The sequence below is a fragment of the Sphingobacterium sp. G1-14 genome, from assembly GCF_002196555.1.
GTDB lineage: Bacteria > Bacteroidota > Bacteroidia > Sphingobacteriales > Sphingobacteriaceae > Sphingobacterium > Sphingobacterium siyangense.
On sequence record NZ_CP021381.1, the window covers coordinates 358,548 to 379,012 of the forward strand.

17 protein-coding genes are annotated in these 20,465 nt (G+C 40.0%); 12 read left to right on the plus strand and 5 right to left on the minus strand.

Annotation, left to right across the window (positions count from 1 at the left end):
• Positions 1-96: 96 nt before the first annotated feature.
• The 10 genes from CBM24_RS01530 to CBM24_RS01575 all read left to right on the plus strand — a co-directional run bounded on the left by CBM24_RS01530 (position 97) and on the right by CBM24_RS01575 (position 15,367).
• A complete protein-coding gene (locus CBM24_RS01530) occupies positions 97-1,725 on the plus strand; it encodes a DUF6377 domain-containing protein (protein ID WP_088159979.1) in 1,629 nt (542 codons plus the stop codon).
• A gap of 289 nt (positions 1,726-2,014) precedes the next feature.
• Positions 2,015-4,960, plus strand: a complete 2,946-nt coding sequence (locus CBM24_RS01535; RefSeq protein WP_232475659.1) for a SusC/RagA family TonB-linked outer membrane protein — start codon at positions 2,015-2,017, stop codon at positions 4,958-4,960.
• An 11-nt stretch (positions 4,961-4,971) separates the two neighbouring features.
• The gene (locus CBM24_RS01540; protein WP_088159981.1) at positions 4,972-6,489 is read left to right on the plus strand and encodes a RagB/SusD family nutrient uptake outer membrane protein; all 1,518 of its coding nucleotides are present in this window, start codon (positions 4,972-4,974) and stop codon (positions 6,487-6,489) included.
• 79 nt (positions 6,490-6,568) lie between these two features.
• A complete protein-coding gene (locus CBM24_RS01545) occupies positions 6,569-8,041 on the plus strand; it encodes a glycoside hydrolase family 30 protein (RefSeq protein ID WP_232475660.1) in 1,473 nt (490 codons plus the stop codon).
• Positions 8,042-8,098: 57 nt separating this feature from the next.
• Positions 8,099-9,436, plus strand: a complete 1,338-nt coding sequence (locus tag CBM24_RS01550) for a DUF5125 domain-containing protein (protein WP_088159983.1) — start codon at positions 8,099-8,101, stop codon at positions 9,434-9,436.
• A gap of 197 nt (positions 9,437-9,633) precedes the next feature.
• Positions 9,634-10,011 (plus strand): hypothetical protein, encoded by a 378-nt coding sequence (locus tag CBM24_RS01555; protein WP_075990767.1) that lies wholly within the window; start codon positions 9,634-9,636, stop codon positions 10,009-10,011.
• Between the two features lie 414 nt (positions 10,012-10,425).
• Entirely contained in the window at positions 10,426-11,331 is a 906-nt protein-coding gene (locus tag CBM24_RS01560) for a hypothetical protein (RefSeq protein WP_232475661.1), read from the plus strand.
• Between the two features lie 5 nt (positions 11,332-11,336).
• On the plus strand, positions 11,337-13,325 hold the full coding sequence (locus CBM24_RS01565) for a TonB-dependent receptor plug domain-containing protein (protein WP_088159984.1): 1,989 nt from the start codon (positions 11,337-11,339) through the stop codon (positions 13,323-13,325).
• A 22-nt stretch (positions 13,326-13,347) separates the two neighbouring features.
• On the plus strand, positions 13,348-14,196 hold the full coding sequence (locus CBM24_RS01570; protein WP_088159985.1) for an MbnP family protein: 849 nt from the start codon (positions 13,348-13,350) through the stop codon (positions 14,194-14,196).
• A 148-nt stretch (positions 14,197-14,344) separates the two neighbouring features.
• Complete coding sequence (locus CBM24_RS01575; protein ID WP_088159986.1) at positions 14,345-15,367, plus strand: cytochrome-c peroxidase; 1,023 nt, start codon at positions 14,345-14,347, stop codon at positions 15,365-15,367.
• Positions 15,368-15,374: 7 nt separating this feature from the next.
• Here CBM24_RS01575 and folP read toward each other — a convergent pair whose 3' ends face one another.
• From folP to CBM24_RS01595, 4 genes are read right to left on the minus strand one after another with little or no spacing between them, the layout of a single operon-like run.
• On the minus strand, positions 15,375-16,217 hold the full coding sequence (gene folP / locus CBM24_RS01580) for a dihydropteroate synthase (protein ID WP_088159987.1): 843 nt from the start codon (positions 16,215-16,217) through the stop codon (positions 15,375-15,377).
• 32 nt (positions 16,218-16,249) lie between these two features.
• Complete coding sequence (locus tag CBM24_RS01585; protein WP_088159988.1) at positions 16,250-16,729, minus strand: DUF4920 domain-containing protein; 480 nt, start codon at positions 16,727-16,729, stop codon at positions 16,250-16,252.
• 1 nt (position 16,730) lies between these two features.
• The gene (locus CBM24_RS01590) at positions 16,731-17,309 is read right to left on the minus strand and encodes an L-threonylcarbamoyladenylate synthase (RefSeq protein WP_088159989.1); all 579 of its coding nucleotides are present in this window, start codon (positions 17,307-17,309) and stop codon (positions 16,731-16,733) included.
• A gap of 24 nt (positions 17,310-17,333) precedes the next feature.
• Positions 17,334-18,152 carry a 2,3,4,5-tetrahydropyridine-2,6-dicarboxylate N-succinyltransferase gene (locus CBM24_RS01595; RefSeq protein ID WP_075990775.1) on the minus strand — a complete coding sequence of 273 codons (819 nt, stop codon included), beginning with the start codon at positions 18,150-18,152 and terminating at the stop codon, positions 17,334-17,336.
• 399 nt (positions 18,153-18,551) lie between these two features.
• Here CBM24_RS01595 and CBM24_RS01600 point away from each other — a divergent pair, with 399 nt between their 5' ends.
• Together CBM24_RS01600 and CBM24_RS01605 are read left to right on the plus strand one after the other, a co-directional pair.
• On the plus strand, positions 18,552-18,962 hold the full coding sequence (locus CBM24_RS01600) for an RNA-binding S4 domain-containing protein (protein ID WP_088159990.1): 411 nt from the start codon (positions 18,552-18,554) through the stop codon (positions 18,960-18,962).
• Between the two features lie 16 nt (positions 18,963-18,978).
• Positions 18,979-20,004 (plus strand): isoaspartyl peptidase/L-asparaginase family protein, encoded by a 1,026-nt coding sequence (locus CBM24_RS01605; protein WP_232475662.1) that lies wholly within the window; start codon positions 18,979-18,981, stop codon positions 20,002-20,004.
• Positions 20,005-20,125: 121 nt separating this feature from the next.
• On the opposite strand, the gene ytxJ is transcribed toward CBM24_RS01605, so the two are convergent.
• On the minus strand, positions 20,126-20,464 hold the full coding sequence (ytxJ, locus tag CBM24_RS01610; RefSeq protein ID WP_198386024.1) for a bacillithiol system redox-active protein YtxJ: 339 nt from the start codon (positions 20,462-20,464) through the stop codon (positions 20,126-20,128).
• Between the last annotated feature and the right edge of the window lies 1 nt (position 20,465).

Below are 20,465 nucleotides of genomic sequence, written 5' to 3' on the forward strand. Positions count from 1 at the left end.
TTAACTGGGTCAGGGGAAGAGGCCGTCGTGAGACGTCCTCTTTTTTGTTGTTATTTTTATGTAGTTTAGTCTACACTATCTTGAACCGATTTTATTATGTTGCAGCGCATTTTTCTTTTTATTCTTTTCGCACATTTTAGTCTTTACCTATCTGCACAAGTGGCTTCCGATAGCACCCGGGTTTTGCAACGATTGGAATATCTGATGGAAAATCAGAAAATTTACATCAAGAACCGTGAAGATAAATTGGAGAAATTAAAACAGGAGGCAAAAGCATTAGAAGGCAATCCCGCTCAATTTTTGAAGAAGAACTACGAAATCTTTGAAAATTATAAGAAGTTTGATTCTGACGCAGCGCTTACTTATATTTTACTGTGTCAAAAGCTCGCTCCACCGCTTAATGACTCCCTACAGGCAGTGATTCATCTCGATTTGGCCTGGGTGTATTCCACCATCGGACGGTATATAGAAGCTTCACAATTGTTGAAGCAAGTCGATCCCGCTCATCTAGGTAGGGAGCTTCTTGCCAAGTATTACGATACCTACAGCTCCTTTTATAGTCATTACGGTCAGAGCAATAATCGGTCAGAATATTACCAGGCAAGTGAAAAATATCGTGATTCTTTGTTAACGGTACTACCGAAGTCTTCCTTGGAATATCGTACCACCATTGCGATAAAAACGCTGTTTAACGGTAACCGGGAGGACGCTAAAAAGCAATTGTTAATCCTATGGAATGAGAATAAAAAGGATATTGAGCAGCGCGCGCTGATCGCCTATTTTATGGGGCTCATTTATAAATATGAAAAGGATACGAAAAGCCAAATTTACTACCTTTCAATATCGGCCAGTGCAGATATTGAAATGGCAAATCGTGATAACGCATCTTTTCATGATCTGGCGTTAACGTATTACGACCAACAGGATTTTGATCGGGCTTTTCAGTTTATTGAAAAAGCAATCGACGATGCGATGTTATGTAAAGTACGGTATCGCATTATTGAGGGGACCTCTTCTTATCCCATTATCAATGCCGCCTATCAGCAGAAAATCAGTAGTCAAAATCGACAATTGGTTGGACTGGTCATTATCGTTAGTATTTTATTGATCGGTGTCATTATTGGACTTGTCATTATCTATAGACAGGTGCAACATTTGAGAAGGATACGGTCGGAATTATCGGCTACAAACCAACAACTTCGATCATTGAATAACGAAATCAACCAGACTAACCTTAAATTGTCGGAATCCAACCATATTAAAGAAGAATATATCGCCCAATTTTTTGACATGTGTTCGAGTTACATCGATAAAATGGAAGATATCAGAAAGGCATTACTGAAAAAAGCGACGAATCAGCAATGGGATGCGCTGCGGGAACAGTTAAAGTCAACGCAAATGGAGGAAAGGGAAGTGCAGCAACTTTATGTTAATTTTGATCGTATCTTCTTAAATCTATATCCAACCTTTGTTGATGAATTCAATGCACTCCTTCAGGAAGAGGAGAAGATCTATCCCAAAAAGACAGAGTTGTTAAATACCGAACTTCGGATTTTCGCATTGATTCGATTAGGGATCGATGATTCCGTGAAGATTGCAAGTTTCCTGCGATACTCGCTTCGGACGGTTTATAATTACAGAACAAAAGTACGTAATAAAGCCGCGGGAAATCGTGATGCTTTCGAGGCGGCTGTATGTCAGATTGCGGTGATCGACCGGGCATAAAATGTGCTATAATACCCGAAAATTAGCTATGTTAAAGACAATTTTACGCTCCTTTAGGTACTTTTTAAGGGTGTGTGTTTTTTATAGTGATCTTGTTTTTAGTTATTTATGTTTTTTCTTCAGTACTTTTTAAGTACTAGCTCTTTTTTCTCCGTCTTGGTGATCTTAGTTTTGTTTTGAGCAATGAAGCAGGGGAAACTCATTGCCATTTTGGAATAACCAAAAGATTAAACAATAACCAATTTTTTTATTTCATATGATTTACTTTACACGAAAAGTTGCCTTTTCAATGGGGTTAGCTTTCTTGTTTACTTTGGTGAATTTGGTGTTTGCCCAAGACCGAATTCAAGTTAGTGGACGTGTCTTGGATGCCCAAGATCAGAAACCACTCTCTGGAGTAACCATTACACAAAAAGGAAGTAATAACGCAGTCTCCAGTAACGGAGATGGACGTTTTCAAATTTCAGCTAGCACGGGCAGTATACTCCAATTTACTTTTGTTGGCTACGACAGTAAAGAACTACCCGCCAACAGTACCATGATTGTCCAATTAAATTCCTCAACCAATTTGCTGGAGGATGTTATTGTAATCGGTTATGGTAGCGTGAAAAGAAAAGATGTCACGACTGCAATCTCTTCAGTTTCCACCAAAGACTTAGAAAAGAGACCCGTTACTAATTTTGGGCAAGCCATTCAAGGTAAAGCTGCTGGGGTCACTGTTATTCAGCCGAGTGGTCAGCCAGGTGCAGCACCTCAGATACAAATTCGCGGAATAACGTCTTTTAATAGTAATACCACTCCTTTGTATGTTGTTGATGGAGTTCCTGTGGAAGATATTAAGTTCTTGTCTCCTAATGATATCACGGATATTCAAATTCTAAAGGACGCGTCATCGGCAGCGATCTACGGCTCGCGTGGTTCGAACGGTGTTATCTTGGTTACGACAAAATCAGGGAAAGCCGGAGAAGCAAAAATTACGCTGGGAACACAATGGACAGCCAATGTTGTCAATAACACGGTTAAAGTTTTAAATACCAGTCAATACAAAGATTTACAGGATGAAATAGGTATGATAAATCTGCCAGAGGGATTGTTGGATCAAACAGATTGGTTTAAAGAAACCTATAAGACGGGGATCCAACAAAATCATCAAATATCCGTCTCGGATGGCAATGAGAAGCTTCGCTATTATTTGGGTGGGGGATATTTGAACGAAAAAGGAACATTACAGGGATCCTTCTTTAGACGATATAATTTTCGTGCTAATATTGATAATCAAGTCCGAAAATGGCTAAAGGTAAATGCGAATATCAATTATTCCGATAACAATGATAATGGAATTACCTCAGGATTGGGTTCTAATCGTGGGGGCGTAGTTACATCGGTGATTACAACACCAACCTACGCGCCTGTATGGGATCCAACCAATCCGGATCGATTCTATAATAATTTCTATGGGATCAACAACATCACCAGTCCTTTGGAAAACCTAGCCCGGACAAGAAATAATAATAACCGCGAAAACCGACTTGTTGCCACAGGAAGTGCACTGGTTTCTTTTATGCCTAATTTAACTTGGAAGACTGCGTTTTCATTGGATAGAAGATCAGGTGTGATGACCACCTTTTTGGACCCTTGGACAACAGCTTGGGGAAGAAACCAATTCGGGGAGGCTTCAGATATTCGTAATACAAATACCGTGTTGACTTGGGACAATTTCTTGACGTACACGAAGAGCTTTGGAAAGCATAATTTGGAAGTAATGGGCGGTTCGTCATGGACGGATTCCAAGTACTCCAGAAGCTATATCTATGGTTCAAACTATGCAAATGGAATCATTGAAACACTCAATGCTGCAAATAAAATCTCTTGGGATAGAACTGGATCTACAGCATCCAATTGGGGGATTATGTCCTATTTCGCACGCGCAATGTATAACTATGACGGCAAGTATTTATTGACCGCAAATATGCGTGCCGATGGTTCTTCAAAGTTGAGTCCGGAACGTCGCTGGGGATATTTCCCATCGGTTTCAGCTGCATGGAGAATCTCTTCCGAAGATTTTATGAAAGATATAACCTGGATAAACGACTTTAAAATACGAGGCGGATGGGGACAGACAGGTAATCAATATGGATTAGGTGATTATGCGTACCTGCAGTTAAGTGGGATCCAACGTCAACAGTGGTTCGTTGAGGGAAAAGACAATTCATTGCCAAATATCAATAAACCAACAATCTTAAGGGCGAAAGATTTGACTTGGGAAACGACAAGCACAACCAGTATTGGTTTTGATATCACCATGTTGAGCAATAGACTGACGATCAGTGCAGATTATTACAACAAGGATACGAAAGATCTTTTAATGAATGCAAGCTTGCCCGCAGGACAGCAAGCAACCACAATCCAAAGAAATGGCGGCCGACTGAACAACCATGGTTTTGAATTTGCGGTAAATTCAAAAAATCTGACCGGAAACTTGACTTGGAATACCGATTTTAATATTTCTTTTAACAGAAATAAACTGAAACAACTGGATCTACAACAAGTGTACTACGATGTAAAGACAAACGATTATGTCAATGATTTTGTAGTGAAGAATGAGCCAGGAAGATCACTTGCAGGATTCTTCGGTTATATCTCTGATGGTGTAAACCCTGAAACCGGCGAGCTCATTTACCGCGACTTGAATGGCGATGGAAAGATTTCATCGAGCGACCGCACATATATCGGTAATCCTCTTCCAAAGTTTGTCTATGGTATGACAAACAGCTTCTCCTGGAAAAATTTCGACCTCAGTATATTTATTCAGGGAACTTACGGAAACGATATCTTCAATGCGAGCCGCATGGAAACAGAGGGGATGTATGATGGCCGAAATCAAACTACTGTTGTATTGGATCGTTGGCGTGTACCGGGACAGATTACCAACGTTCCGAAAGCTGGGTTTGACATGAAAAATTCAACTTATTTTGTTGAAGATGGTAGTTATTTGCGGATGAAAAATGTTTCCCTAGGCTATTCCATTTCTCCCGAGAGACTGAAACGTATTGGTATCCATAAAATTCAGCCTTATCTATCTGTAAGTAATCTGTTTACCTTGACTAAATATTCCGGTATGGATCCCGAAGTAAACCAGTTCTCTGCTGGATCTGAGTCTAGAATCCAGGGTATTGATTGGGGAACCTATCCACAGAATCGTTCATTTGTTTTAGGTCTTAATATTGAGTTTTAATTGTCTGTATCATGAAAAAATATATAAGTAACGCTCTTTCTTTGCTAACCGGCTCTTTGTTTTTATTTTCTTGCTCTTTGAACCGTGATCCACTTTCAGATTATTCGGATGTTAGTCAAGGAAAGACAGAGACAGGAACGCAGATTGTTTTCAAGAACAAAGCCGAAGTTGAAACTTATTTGGCCGGAATTTACCAGCAGATGAAAGATCGGCAGGAACATTGGTATCTCGACCTCCTCTTGATTGGCGATTCGCACGCCGATAATTCCTATGCTGGAACAACCGGAGCGGAAGTTGTACCTTTTGAAAATAATTCTATTGAAGGGTCTAATTCTGTGGTTGACCGGGATTGGGGAAGATATCTGGAAGATGTTGGACGTGCAAATCGATTGATCATTTATGTGGATAGTGTCGCCGATAAATCGGTGAGCGATACAGAAATTAGGACTTATAAAGCACAAGCTAAACTATTCAGAGCATTGGCGATGTTTGATATGGTCCGTATATTCGGATCTATCCCTGTCATCACCACAATTGCACCCGATATTACCGGTGATAATGTCAATGAAGTTTATCCGCAATATTTTCCAAAACAAGCTACCGAAGAAGAAGCTTATAAGCAGATCGAAAAAGATTTGATGGATGGATTGGCTGATGCACCAGCCAACAATAATGGGAATAAAACTTTATTTACCAAATCCGTAGCACGAGCTATGCTGGCAAAGATCTATGCCGAAAAACCAATTCGCGATTATGCTAAGGTTATTCAATTTGTTGACGCATTGACTGCGGATGGTTTTGATCTGAATACCAATTACTCGGATTTATATGCAATGAATGCAAGCAACACCGATCTTGCGCAACGGAATACGAAAGAATCGATTTTGGAGGCACAGTTTACTTCAGGTGGAGGTAACTGGGCGACTTGGATGTTTGGACGGGATTTGTCCAATTATGATAATAACTTCACATGGGCAAAATGGATAACCCCATCACGGGATTTGATACAAGCATATACGAATGAAGGGGACCAGGTTCGTTTGGGGCAATCTATTGTTTATTATTCCACTACTTGGAGCAACTATTATCCGTCAAACCATTATCCATTCATGTTTAAATTACGTTCTGCATTTAATAGTATTGTCAAGCTTCGTTACGCAGATCTTTTATTGCTTAAGGCAGAAGCTTTAATTCAACAGGGATCAGATTTGTCCGGCGCAGCAGACATTATTGACAAAATTCGCACACGTGTTAAATTACCAAAATTGTCAACTGCGATACGTTCAAATAAGGATGCTTTATTAGATGCTTATTTGAAAGAACGTCGTCTGGAATTAGCCTTCGAAGGACAACGCTGGTTCGATCTTGTGCGCTTGGACAAGGTGGAATCTGTCATGAATGCGGTCTATGCAAAAGACGCTGGAAGAAAGGCACAGGTGTATCCCTTCACGAAGAACTCTTACCGTTTACCGATTCCGCAACCAAAAATTGATCAGAATCCTAATCTAGTTCAGAATCCGGGGTATTAATTGATTTAACAAGTGGAATCCCCCATCTGATGGATGGAGACAAATATATTAACAGATGAAACGTAATAATAAAAAAACTATGATATATACATTCTTGTTGTCCTGTCTAGTGACGGCAACATCTTGTAACCGTGACAGCTATACACCTTCGCAAGGTGATGAAATTAAAAAAAGTGGTGATGTTACCATTTATACGACGACAGGCAGTCGGTCTTTGGATTTTGGAAAGCGCTTTGTTGATTTCAGCTCCAAATTTAATATGTCGCCCAATACAATTACGCTAGATCCTACTAAGAAATTCCAGACGATGGACGGCTTCGGTGCAGCCATCACAGGCTCAACATGTTATAATTTAATGAAAATGAGTAAGGAAGATCGGACAAAATTCCTTACAGAGACTTTTTCAGATAAAGATGGAATGGGAATGAACTATATCCGTATTGCTATTGGATGTTCCGACTTCTCTTTGAGTGAATATACCTGTTGGGACAAAGAAGGAAAGGAAAATTTTGGATTGCAGTCTGAAGAGACCCAATATATCATTCCGGTGCTTAAAGAAATACTTGCTATCAATCCATCCATAAAAATCATGGGCTCCCCATGGACTCCACCGAAATGGATGAAGGTTAACAACCTAACTGATTTAAAGCCCTTTGATTCATGGACCAGTGGTCAGTTAAATCCAAAATATTATCAGGACTATGGTTGGTATTTCGTTCAATGGATCCAGGCACTGAAGAAAGAAGGCATTAATGTTTATTCGATTACTGTTCAAAATGAACCATTGAATAGAAAAAATTCCGCTTCGCTTTATATGTCATGGCAGGAACAACAGGCTTTTGTCAAACAAGCTTTGGGCCCGCAATTAAAAGCGGCTAACTTATCAACAAAGATCTATGCATTTGATCATAATTATAACTATGATAATATTGCCGATCAGTCTGATTACCCAGTAAAGATTTATAACGATGCCGGAGCGGCTTCATTCTTCGCCGGAGCGGCGTACCATAATTATGGTGGGGATAAAGCTGAACTTATTGATATTCATAATCAACGCCCAGACAAGGAATTGGTATTTACGGAAACATCCATTGGGGAATGGAATGATGGACGCAATCTTGAAAAACGTTTGATGGAGGATATGCGTGAAGTGGCTCTCGGTACAGTGAACAATTGGAGTAAGGGGGTTATTGTATGGAACCTGATGCTTGATACTGACAAAGGGCCAAATCGCGAAGGTGGCTGTCAGACATGTTATGGCGCCGTGGATATTAGTAAGGCAAATTATAAGAATATAACGCGCAATTCGCATTACTATATTGTTGGTCATCTTTCTTCGGTTGTCAAATCAGGAGCCTCGCGGATTGGTACTTCTGGGTATACAGCAGAAGGGTTAGTTTATACAGCCTTTCAAAATACAGATGGGACCTACGCTATTGTTCTGTTAAACGAGTCGGAAGATAGCCGTAAAATTACCGTCGCAGACGGTAAACATCATTTTAGCTATGATGTGCCAGCTAAATCGGTTGTTTCTTACCGTTGGACCTATTAACTGGAGGATGATAAACCCTAAGCGCTATCACATTGATAGCGCATAAATTATGAACAAATGAAAAGATATCTCATCAATATACTATTGGGAACTGCTGCTATTACTGCAGTTAGTTCCTGTAAAAAGGATGAAAAATATACCTATCAAATAGGGGATCCTAAAATCGAATTGAAATCGCCTATCTCGGCTGCAAATTTTGGGGATAGTCTCGAGTTTCAGGTCCATGTGTCGGATAGTGAAGTTGCGCTGTCTACTGTTAAAGCACAATTGTATTTTACAGACGACAAGGTAACAGAAACCGTTATCCGTACCAAACAAAATGGAGACTATGCTGGAAAGATTTATGTTCCGTTCTTGAAAGATATTCCCGATGGAAAAGCAACCCTTAAGTTTGTCGTACAGAATATTAGCCAAAAAATGACCGAACAATCTTTTGATATTAATCTGAGCAGACCCGACTTTCCATATTTAACTTTAGTCACAGAATCCAAATCCTATCGCATGGAAAAGGTAGGGCGAAACCAATATGCGGCAAAAGAAAATTTTGCAGCTGAGGTAAAAGGCTATATTCAAGCGCCAAAAGTAGGTACACAAGGTAATGCGATGAATTTTGGTTGGGTCAATAATGTTATTAACTTGGGGTCTACCGCTGAAATTCCTTTTTCAAATTCGACTTCTGGTGTATACCCGATTCAATTTAATACATTAACATTTCAGGCATCTCCATTTATTGTTGTACTGCTAAATGGATCGCAGTTCAGTCGACTGGATGATAAACATGCTAAAGTTGAACTCGAACTGGCCCAAGGGAAAACGACGACTTTTGAAGGGATTGCGGATCTGCAAGATTGGTGGATCGATCCAGATTTCTTTACCAAAGCGGCCGATGGAACCCTATCGTTTAAAGGATCAACTGGAAAATACCGTGTTACCGCAGACTTTAACTTAAAATACTTTGTAGTTGAGGCGATGACAGGCAATGATTTGGCAAAACTCCAAGATGATGGATCTGGGGCTGTCTGGATTATTGGTGAGGGAATTGGAAAGCCTAAAGTATCCAGTAACCAAGTGGGCTGGAATACGGATAAAGCACTTTGTTTGGTGCCGCTAGGTAACAAGAAATACCAGATAACTGTTAAGGCAGGAGAGTCCATAAATTCTGATAACATCAACTTCAAATTTTTCCATCAAAAAGGATGGGGCGGTGAATTTGGGGGTACAGATGTGACAACCTCAAATGATATCGTCTTTGTGGGGGATGGCAAGAATGGTCGTGATTCAGGCAATCTGGGTATCAAAACGGGCAAAGTTTTAGAGGCAGGTAAAACCTATGTTTTTACATTGGATTTAACTGCCGGCAATAAGAAAGCTGTTTTGACAATTGCATCAAAATAATTAAAATTGAGTTTTATAAGTCCTAGGTAGTAGTCTGCCTAGGACTTTTTCTTTTAAATAGCATTTGTTTATTCCAAGATTCATTTGTTATATTTGCCCAAACTCAAAACGAATTAGCATGAGCTCGATTTGGTAAGTTTACAAGATAAAGAAGTAATCTTAAGGATGTAAGCTGCTATTGAGAATAAAATATTCGAATGAAAATCAGACTGTTTATATGGATTCTATTACCCTTGATGCTCCTGCAGAGCTTCTCAACGGTATGGCTATGGACCGTCTTCGAGTTGAATCGAGATTATATCGCACGTTACGAATGTATCAATCGTTTTAACGATAATGCGCTTGCCTGTCGAGGCCAGTGTATTTTGATGAAGAAAATGCGCGAGCATGAGGAAAAGGAACAAAAAAATCTTGAATTACGTATTATTGATGTTGTTTTTATAAATAATACGCAAGATTTTACTTTTAAAAACACGGCTCTTTATGAAGACACTGTGGAGCGCCTGCTTCCAGTATATAAAGAAGATTATTCCTATAATCCCATCTTTACAATATTTCACCCCCCTTTGGTTTAAATCCAGTTAATATTTTATTTGATTAAGTAGTCGATCACTTAAGATGGATTACAAGGTATGCTAAGATTTCCTTCGCGTTATAATTTCGCTGTGAAACTGCTTTTAGTGATGCTTTGTCCATAAAATCGATCTTTCGGTTAAGCTATTTATTCAATAACGATTTATTTCAATGAAACCTTCTTAATTATTTGGGCTACATCGCGGTGTGGATCCGAATCATTTGAATATTGATAATAGCTAATAATCTGTTTAATATCAGTATGATGGTTTCATTTCGCTAGAAGTTGAATGGAGCGCATCTATTACGATGAAATATATCCGTTCGTCACAATAGGATATCATTTTGATTTATTGCCTGAGTTCCGGAGCTCACGCAATAAATCGGATAGCTTCCTAACAAATGAAAAATTATAGATGAGAGATTTATTTATAAAAAAAGTGGTTTTTTATAGCGCGATTATATCCTTTCTCCTAATCGCTTGTACAAAGGAGAAAACAGACTATGAGGCAGAACGTGGAAATACTGTAGCGGAGAATACGGAGTTTAAAGAGGTTACAAGCCTTGTTTCGTCAGGGTATAGTATTCGTATTGAGGCTCTAGGGGGGGTATTGTACCGCGGTTATAATGATATCCGCGTAATAATCAATAAGCAGCAAAATAACGAACCTGTCGCCGTTTCCTCAGTCAAATTGCTTCCAGTCCAAACCAATGTGCAAGGAATGAAAATTGTTTGTCCGCACCAGTCCGAAATGGACTACACGTTGGATGGTCGCTACTTTTCGGGTTACAGTGTGTTTACAGATGAAAGTTCTGCAGCAGTAAACTGGAGTTTGGAAATCGATTTTACAATTGGTGGTCAGACCTTCACCGCTACACAACATGTAACTGTGAAGCCGCAGGTAAATAAAAATCGTAACCTAACCACTTTCACTGGGAAAGATGGCGAACAGTATTTAATCGCCTTGATTGCTCCTTGGAAACCAACTGTTTCTGAAAATAAACTGGTCGCCGGGATTTATAAGTTGGACGCTGCACAATTGTCTTATACGGCGGTCAATGGATATACCTTACAATTGGATCCGCGTATGCCAGAACCTTCGATGGGGAACCATTCTTCGCCCAATAATAAGGACTTGGTACAACAGGCCGACGGATTGTACCATGGTGTTGTGAATTACACAATGACAGGTAACTGGACATTGAATTTTATTTTGGTCAACCAAAATGGAAGGGTAATAGCAGGAACAGAGGTGCCCAAGGACTTTACACCGGGTGTAGAAGGTCGTAAAAGTGAGTTATACATTGATATTCTATTCTAGAGGCTATGAGGAAGATAAGTATTATTCTCTTTATGTTGTCTTTGGGATGGAACGTACACGGACAAAACAATCCTGTTACCCGCGATACAACGAGACGTCTAGCCGAGGTTACAGTCAATGCAGCTGCCAAAAAGAGGATTGAAAACGATCTGAAGATGACAGTTTCTGTGGATGAATATTTGGCTTCTGCAAGTAATATCAGCTTCATAAAACGTGGTGCCTATGCTTGGGAACCCCTGCTCAATAATATGAGTAGCGAGCGTTCGACAATTACGATCGATGGGATGCATGTCTTTGGAGCATGTACGGATAAAATGGACCCGATAACCTCGTATGTAGAAAGTAATAACCTTGCTGCAATAGATATTAAATCGGGGCAGGAAGGTAATCTGCATGGTGCTACGGTCGCTGGCAGTATAGATCTAAAAAGAAGGAATACCGCGTTTGGCCTGCAGAAAAAAATTGGCGGAGCCTATCAGACAGGTTTTGAATTCAATAATAAGCAGACTTTCAATCTTGGGAATTTATATTACTCAAGTGACAAATTTGTGGCAGATGGAAGTATTGCCTTTCGGAAGGCTGGAAATTATTACGATGGAAATGACGATGAAGTACGGCATTCGCAATATAATAAATTCAATGCGTCGTTGGGCTTGGCCTATAAAACAAGTCCGCTTTCTGCTGTTAGGGTTGATGCTATTTTTGATCGCGCAAAAGATGTGGGATTTCCTGCTTTGCCAATGGACTTATCCTTATCCAGAGCGATTATCACTTCCGCTGCATACAAACAGTTGTTTGAAGAGGGCTTGGTAAAAGTATGGGACACCAAAGTTTATTTTAATGCAGTTGAGCACTATATGGATGATACGACCCGTCCGGAAAATTTGGTTCATATGGATATGCCAGGCTGGAGTACGACCTATGGTCTTTTATCTAAAATTAATCTGCAGAAAGATCGCTATTCTTCGGAAATACAGGTAAATGCTTACGATAATCTCTCGATAGCTGAGATGCGCATGTATCCGCAGGATCGATCCAAACAGACCATGTTTGCCTATAGCTGGCCATGGGTGACCACCCGTTTTGCGAGTGTAGCCATTAATAACGCGTTAGATCTTTCTGATATCAGTAGACTTGTCTTTGGAGGTTCATTGGGTTTGAACTATAACTATTCGAAATACGTTGAATTCAATTGGATCTTCCATCCTGGTTCTCCACAGAAGAAAAATAGAATTCTTCCGAGCCTACATGCTAGTTATCAGTTAAATATTGGTCAGTTTGACTTTTCCCTAGGAACAGGGTTTGGGCATCGTGCTCCTTCTGTTTCGGAAGCGTATGGTTATTACATTTACAACAGTTTCGATCGTTATGACTATATCGGAAATCCGGATTTAAAAAATGAAGTCTCTTATGAAGCCAATGCCAGTGCCGGATTTAAGACCGGAAAGTTAAGCATTGGGGCCAAGGCCAATTATTTCTTTATCCAAGACTACATTATTGGCCGGATTTTGAGTTTGGGTAGCCCGATGAACTATCAATCGGTAGGTGTGAAAGGCTATACCTCTTTAGATCATGCGACTCTGTTTAACCTGGCACTCAATGCGCAATATCAAATTTTGCCAAGCCTAGATTGGAAAGTCGTACTTACCTATGCCAGAGGGCAAGACAATATGGGCGGAAACCTGCCTTTTATACGTCCCTTAAGTTATCAAACATCACTGCATTACAGATACAAAATGATCGGTGTGCAAACTTCAATGAACGGGGACTTTAGCCAGGTCAATTTTAGCCCTGAATACGGAGAGGACCAAACTGCATCCTATAAGATATGGAATGTTTCGGCAGACTATACCTTCACTATTGGAAAATTGAATGCAATGTTTCAGGTCGGTGCGGAGAACCTCTTCAATGAATACTATAGTACCTATGCAGATTGGGGAAATATACCACGCATGGGTAGGAATATTTTTACATCCTTAAAAATCAATTTTTAAATACCTTAAAACTTAGAATAAAATGATAAACAATGCAATTAAGCTCCTGATGATTTCTTTGGTTATGGTTTCTTGTAGCAAAAGTGAAGATGTCGCCAACAGTGTTAACTTACATTTCAACAATACATTTAAAAATACAACAATTGTGCTGGGTAGTGCAGATTCACCAGCTGCCTCAACAAATACATCAGCCAGTGGACAACTGCATCAGTTTTCTGAGCTGAAGTATGTAATTAGTAATATCAGGCTTATTAAAGCCGATGGATCGGAGATCCCTTATAATGTAAATGACCTGGATAAAGGGGCTACAGTAATTGATCAGGCGAAAGCAGCAACTTTAAATTATGTACTGAGTAATATACCCGTTGGCGAGTATAAACAGATCAAATTCGGTTTGGGGGTAAAACAGGAAATAAATACATTGGATCAACTGAGATTCCCAGTTTTCTATGCAACAGCTGGGGCTAATGACACCAAAATGCACTGGGAATGGGGGACAGGTTACCGATTTACGAAATTGGAAGGCTTTTATGATGCAGATCATAAAGAGTTATCTATTCACACTGGAAGTACGATCAACGGAACAAATGGTGATGAATCCACTTATAAACAGGGGGTAGATGCTTATCGGGATATTACGTTGAATTTACCTTCCTTAGTTACTGTTGGAAAAAGTGTACCACAGATTAATATCAAGGCGGATTTCGATAAGCTCTTAAGCGGGAAAACGAATACCATTACATTGGGTGCCAACAATGCTGTGCCTAGTATTCATTCTGCAGTGGAAATGGTGAAGTTTGTTGATAATCTCGGTGGTAACGGTAGCAGTGATACAGCTGGGATGTTCACTGTTGAGAGTGTTTCTAACTAAATTTTACGTAAATGGCTATGATCTTGAATGAGGTTGTAGCCATTTGCTGAAAATACGTTGTGCATAAACAAAAGAACGCCGTCTGATTGTACCATGATTTTCGAATGTGCATTCTGAATATTCATCAGCCATTGATAAAAATAAAAGGATGAAAAAAGTCATCTTAATCCTGACAGTTATAGTGATTGCTTTATCCTGTAGTAGGGATGATATCGTTGAATCTACGCAGGAAGACAACCCAACAGTCACGTTCAGTATTCCTGCGGATTTTCCGAGTCTGAATAATACATTTAATAGCAATAAGCCAACAAAGTATGGTGTTGAATTGGGTGAAAAGCTATTTCATGAAAAAAGATTCAGTGGAAATAATACGATATCATGTGCCAGTTGCCATAATCCCTCATTGGCTTTTTCCGATGGAAAGATGCAGGCAGTGGGTATAGATGATCGTGTCGGATTTCGGAACACTCCACCTTTGCAGAATTTGGCTTTTATGAAATTTTATAATTGGGATGGCAATATACTCGAACTGGAAAAGCAACCTTTAGTGCCAATTATCACGCATGAGGAGATGAACTCTTCTATTCTGGAGGTTATCGGTAAAATTAATGGGGATTTTGACTACAAAGTATTGTTCAAGAAGGCTTTTGGCGACGAGAATATTACACCTGAACGAATTTATAACAGTATTGCGCAATATGAGTATACCTTAATTTCGGCCGACAGTAAATATGATCAGGTAAAACGAGGTGAAGGGGAGCAATTCACGATTGAGGAAGAACGGGGGTATCAGCTGTTTAAGTTGAAATGTGAAAGCTGCCATGCAACAGAATTATTTACCGATCAGAGTTTTAGAAATGTAGGGTTTCCTTTAAATAAACATCCAGACGAGGCCGGGCGAGCACGTATCACAGGTATTGAAATGGACTATATGGCTTTTCGGGTACCTTCTTTAAGAAATGCGGAATATACAGCGCCTTATGGAAGTTTTGGGCAGTTCCCAACGTTAAAATCTGTCCTGGATTATTTTGACAAAGGTGTTTTGGATGCAGCTAACCTTGATCCGATTCTTAAAGAAAATGGCAAAAAAATTCCTATGACAGAAGAAGAAAAGGAAGCTATCATAGCTTTTATTAAGACATTAAGTGATCCCAAATTTGTAGGTAAATAATGCTGATTTATGAATAGAAGAGATCAAGCAATTGTTTCGCTTCTTTTACATCATGTACGCGGAGAATTTGTACGCCTCTTTCCAGAAGTAAGGTATTTAAAGCAGTGGTGCCATTTAAAGCTTCTTGGGCGGTGATTCCGATTTTTTTATAAATCATGGATTTACGGGATATTCCGCCCAAAATTGGTAATTCGAAGTAGTGAAGTTCATTGACACGATAGAGCAATTCATAGTTCTGTTCGACTGTCTTTGCAAAACCAAATCCCGGATCAAGAATAATGTCTTTCACCCCCATACTTCTTAGCGTCGCAATGCGGTCACCTAAAAAGGTGGCTACGTCAGTTACAATATCTGTATAATCTGTTTTTTCCTGCATATTTTCGGGAATACCGCGCATATGCATGAGAATATAAGGAACTTGATATTTTGCTACCGTGGCGAACATGTTATCATCGAGTGTACCTCCCGAAACATCATTTATGATGTGCACTCCCGCATTGATGGCAGCAGCAGCAACGTCTGCCCTAAAGGTATCTATTGATAAAATAGCGTCAGGAAATGCAGTTTTAATTGCTCGAATAGCGGGAAGAGCTCGATCCATTTCCTCCTGTGATGAAATTAATGGAGCGCCCGGACGTGAGGAATATGCGCCAATATCAAGAATTTGAGCACCTTCAAGCAATAGCTTCTTTGCTTTCTCTACCGCAAGTTCGACGGTTGTATTGTCACCTCCGTCATAAAAAGAATCTGGAGTCACATTGAGTATCCCCATAATAATGGGCTTTTCGAAGGTCATTAAGGTACCATCGACCAGTATGGAGTGACAGGGTGAAGTGTGGAATCTTTTCATCAGAACAATGCTAGGTTTGGTGTGAGAGCGTCTTATTTGACAACCAAAACACCGTCAGCAATAATGCTAATATCTTTTTTAGCTTGTGTAATCTGGTCTATTTCAGACTGTGATTTACCAAGATCCTTTGCCGCATGTTGTAACGATGCTACAGAAACTTCCTTTTTCTTTGCGATACCCTCGACAACAACCGTTTTGCCGACAATGTCTGCTGGCATGAAGAATCCGTAGTCTTTAAAACGGACGGTAATAGGCTCTTCGCCTTCTCGTTGCAGGGTCATGAAACAGCCTTTTTTCTTACATACCTCAACGACCTTACCTGTCACCTTTCCGTTGAATGCGTTCTTTTGCGTGAGTTCTTTTTCAAGCTTTGCCACTGAAATCGCATTGGACGCAGAGATTTCTTTTCCATATTTTACACCAGGCTTGGCGGCGGGAATATCTTTTTGCTGTGCGAAAGATAAATTGGTAACAGCAAATGCTAATGCAAAAAATAAAACGATCTTTTTCATGCTATTTTCTAATAAATTCAAATTTACCACTTGGATCCAGCTTCATGACAGTAGATGATTTCCCATCTGTTGTTACGTCTCTGTCATAGGCGACAATATAATCTACCCCATCTTTGATGGCATCAGATATTTCATCAAAATCTTTCGCCGTTGGTTCACCACTGATATTTGCTGAAGTTGAAATTATCGGTTTGCGAAACCGTTGTAAAAGTTGTTCACAAAAAGGGTGCTTGACAATTCGAATGCCAATTGAACCGTCCTCAGCAATCGCATTGGGCGCAAGATTTTTGGCATTCGAATAGACAATTGTCAAGGGTTTTTCAGTGTATTCAATAAGTTGATAAGCCACATCCGGGATTTCATTTACATAACTTGCTAATTGATTGTCGTTGTGTAAAAGGACGATCAGACTTTTGGATTTATCTCTTCCTTTCAGCTGGAAAACTTTCTCCACGGCATCAGGATTGGTGGCATCACAACCGATCCCCCAAATGGTGTCGGTGGGGTATAGAATTAATCCGCCGTTTTTTAACGTCTCCAAGGCCTTATTCAAATCCTCACGATCTACGAATGCACTCATCTTATCTTTATACTAGTTTTAACTTTATACAGCTACATTATGATCACGTAGTGCATCATTCAATGAAGTCTTTTTGTCCGTAGACTCTTTACGTTGACCAATGATCAAAGCGCAAGGAACTTGATATTCCCCTGCCGCAAATTTTTTGGTGTAAGAACCCGGGATAACAACAGAGCGGGCAGGTACATAACCTTTATATTCTACTGGTTGAGGTCCCGTAACGTCGATGATTTTTGTTGACGCTGTCAATACGACATTAGCACCCAATACAGCCTCTTTTTCTACACGAATACCTTCAACTACAATCGCTCTTGAACCTATAAAAACATTGTCCTCAATAATAACTGGAGCTGCTTGTACGGGCTCTAATACGCCACCAATTCCGACGCCGCCACTTAAATGTACATGTTTACCAATTTGTGCACAAGATCCAACAGTTGCCCAAGTATCCACCATGGTACCTTCGTCTACATAAGCACCGATGTTAACGTAAGAAGGCATCATAATCACTCCTTTAGCCAAATATGCACCTAAACGAGCAGAAGCCCCTGGTACAACACGTACTCCAGTGTGCTTGTAGTCTGTCTTTAATTTCATTTTATCATGAAACACAAAAGGACCTGCAGTCATTTCGCGCATATCATTGATTGGAAAATATAAAATAACAGCTTTCTTAATCCAGTCATTGACGTGCCATCTTGTACCGATCATTTCAGCGACGCGGATTTCACCGCTATCTAATTTCATGATAACAGCGCGGATGGCTTCTGTATATTCTTTATATTCTAATAATTGCCTATCTTCCCAAGCTTCCTCAATCAGTTTTTTAAGTGGCTCTACCATATTATTTATTTTCTTATTTGAATTAGTTTATTTTGATGTACAAACTTAGATAAAGTTGGACTTAAAAACAACTTTATCCATTGTTCCTTGCAATAGACTTTCCTGATAACAACAGCCTACCAAATTATGATCAACTTCTGACTCCAACCACAGTGTGTGCACAGTGAGTCCACGTTGAGTCCACCTTTTTAAGGTGCATTCACGCTACAGACATTGTTTTAACAACCCGCTTGCAGTCAGGAGTTGGTATGGATTTGATGACAACTTGTCCGCAATTAGCTCTTAAACTCTTCCGGCGAACGGATGAAAGACGTTTTAATAATTGAACTCAGTTTAATAGGAATTTTCCATAATTGCTTTTGGTTATAATGGTTCTAAAAATATAATTATTTTTGTATTATGGCTGGAACATCAGAAAAATTGAGAATTGATAAATATTTGTGGTCAATTCGCTTATTTAAGACAAGAACTTTGGCAACAGAGGCCTGTAAGGCAGGTCGGGTGAAACTAAAAGGCCAAAATATAAAACCCTCTTATGAAGTTAAGATCGGAGATGTATACCATGTCCAAAAGGGAATTGAGAAAAAAGTGGTGATGGTGACAGGTCTTTTGGAACGTCGTGTTGACGCCAAGACTGCTGTTCAATTCTACGAGGATCAAACACCTGTTGAAGAAACTGTAGGGTTTAAATCCGTATTTCATGCTCCTGTCCTGAAACGCGACCGCGGTACAGGGCGCCCTACTAAAAAAGACCGTCGTGAGATAGATGATTTACAATCTTCAGAATGGTGGGAGAAGGAAGATGAATAACCTCAAGATATGCGCCATGATAATTGTGGGAAGCCTGTTGGCAATTTCCTGTAAATCGTATAAAAAACCTGTAGCCATGACGGAGGGTGAATTTGTTTTGGCGATCCATGGTGGAGCGGGGACGATCTTGAAAAAGAATATGACAGATTCGATGGAGCAAGCTTATAGGATCGTCTTGGAGCAAGCGCTTCGTATGGGCTATCAAAAGTTGCAAGAAGGTAAATCCAGTTTGGAAGCCGTCGAATCTGCTATCCATGTTATGGAAGACTCACCCTTGTTTAATGCAGGGAAAGGAGCGGTTTTTACACATGACGGACATAACGAACTGGATGCCTCCATCATGGAAGGTAAATCCTTGGCCGCAGGCGCCGTTGCAGGAGTGACGACGATCAAAAATCCAATCTCGGCAGCCAAGGCGGTGATGGAAAAATCTGAGCATGTTATGATGGTGGGTAAAGGTGCCGAAGAGTTTGCGAAGCAAGTGGGATTAACCATCGTAGATCCTTCTTATTTTTGGACGGAAGCACGTTGGGAGGCTTTGCAGAAAGTGAGCAAGGATGACAGTACACGAACACAACTAGATCACGATCAAAAACAAAGCTCACGTTTAGGCATCATCAATAAAGACGCTAAATTTGGTACAGTAGGATGTGTTGCCTTGGATAAAGCAGGAAACTTGGCCGCGGGTACGTCTACAGGAGGGATGACAAACAAGAAGTTTGGGCGGGTCGGAGATTCACCAATTATTGGTGCTGGAACGTATGCGAACAATAATACCTGTGCTGTTTCCTGTACTGGATGGGGTGAATATTATATCCGCACCGTGGCCGCGTATTCGGTGTCCGCTTTAATGGAATATAAAGGTGAACGTGTTGATCAAGCGAGCAGGCAAGTAATCGATCGGATTGGTGAAATGGGCGGTAATGGCGGCATGATAGCATTAGATAAAAATGGACATGTTGCTATGCCTTTTAATACCGCCGGCATGTATCGGGGTACGGTGACTAAAGACGGTAAAATAACAGTAGAAATTTATAAATAGCCAATTCAGCTGTTTTCAGCATCATAAAATATCCCAAGTGATCAATACAATACATGTTGAAGATCGCTTGGGATATTTTATGCTAACTATTTTTATTGAACAGCAGTTATGGCCTATTATGTCAAATTGCCGTTAGGTATTGTTCTATCTCATCAAATTGGATATCACCATGTGAAGCGTCATATAAACTGTCTTTTCCTTCAACAATCAGTATTTGAGGTGATTGATGTTCTACATTCCAACGCTGGGCAATCTCATTCGATAGTGGGCGGTAACGCAAAAGGTCTAAAAGATAAATCGCATAATCATGGTCTGAAGTAGCAGACATACGCTCAAGACTACGCTTAGCCATATTGCTAATACCACAAGTCGTGCTATGTTTAAAGATGGCCGCAACTTTATCGGATTGATAAAGCTCCTGTAGCTGTTCTTCTGTATTTAATTCTATCCAATTAATCATA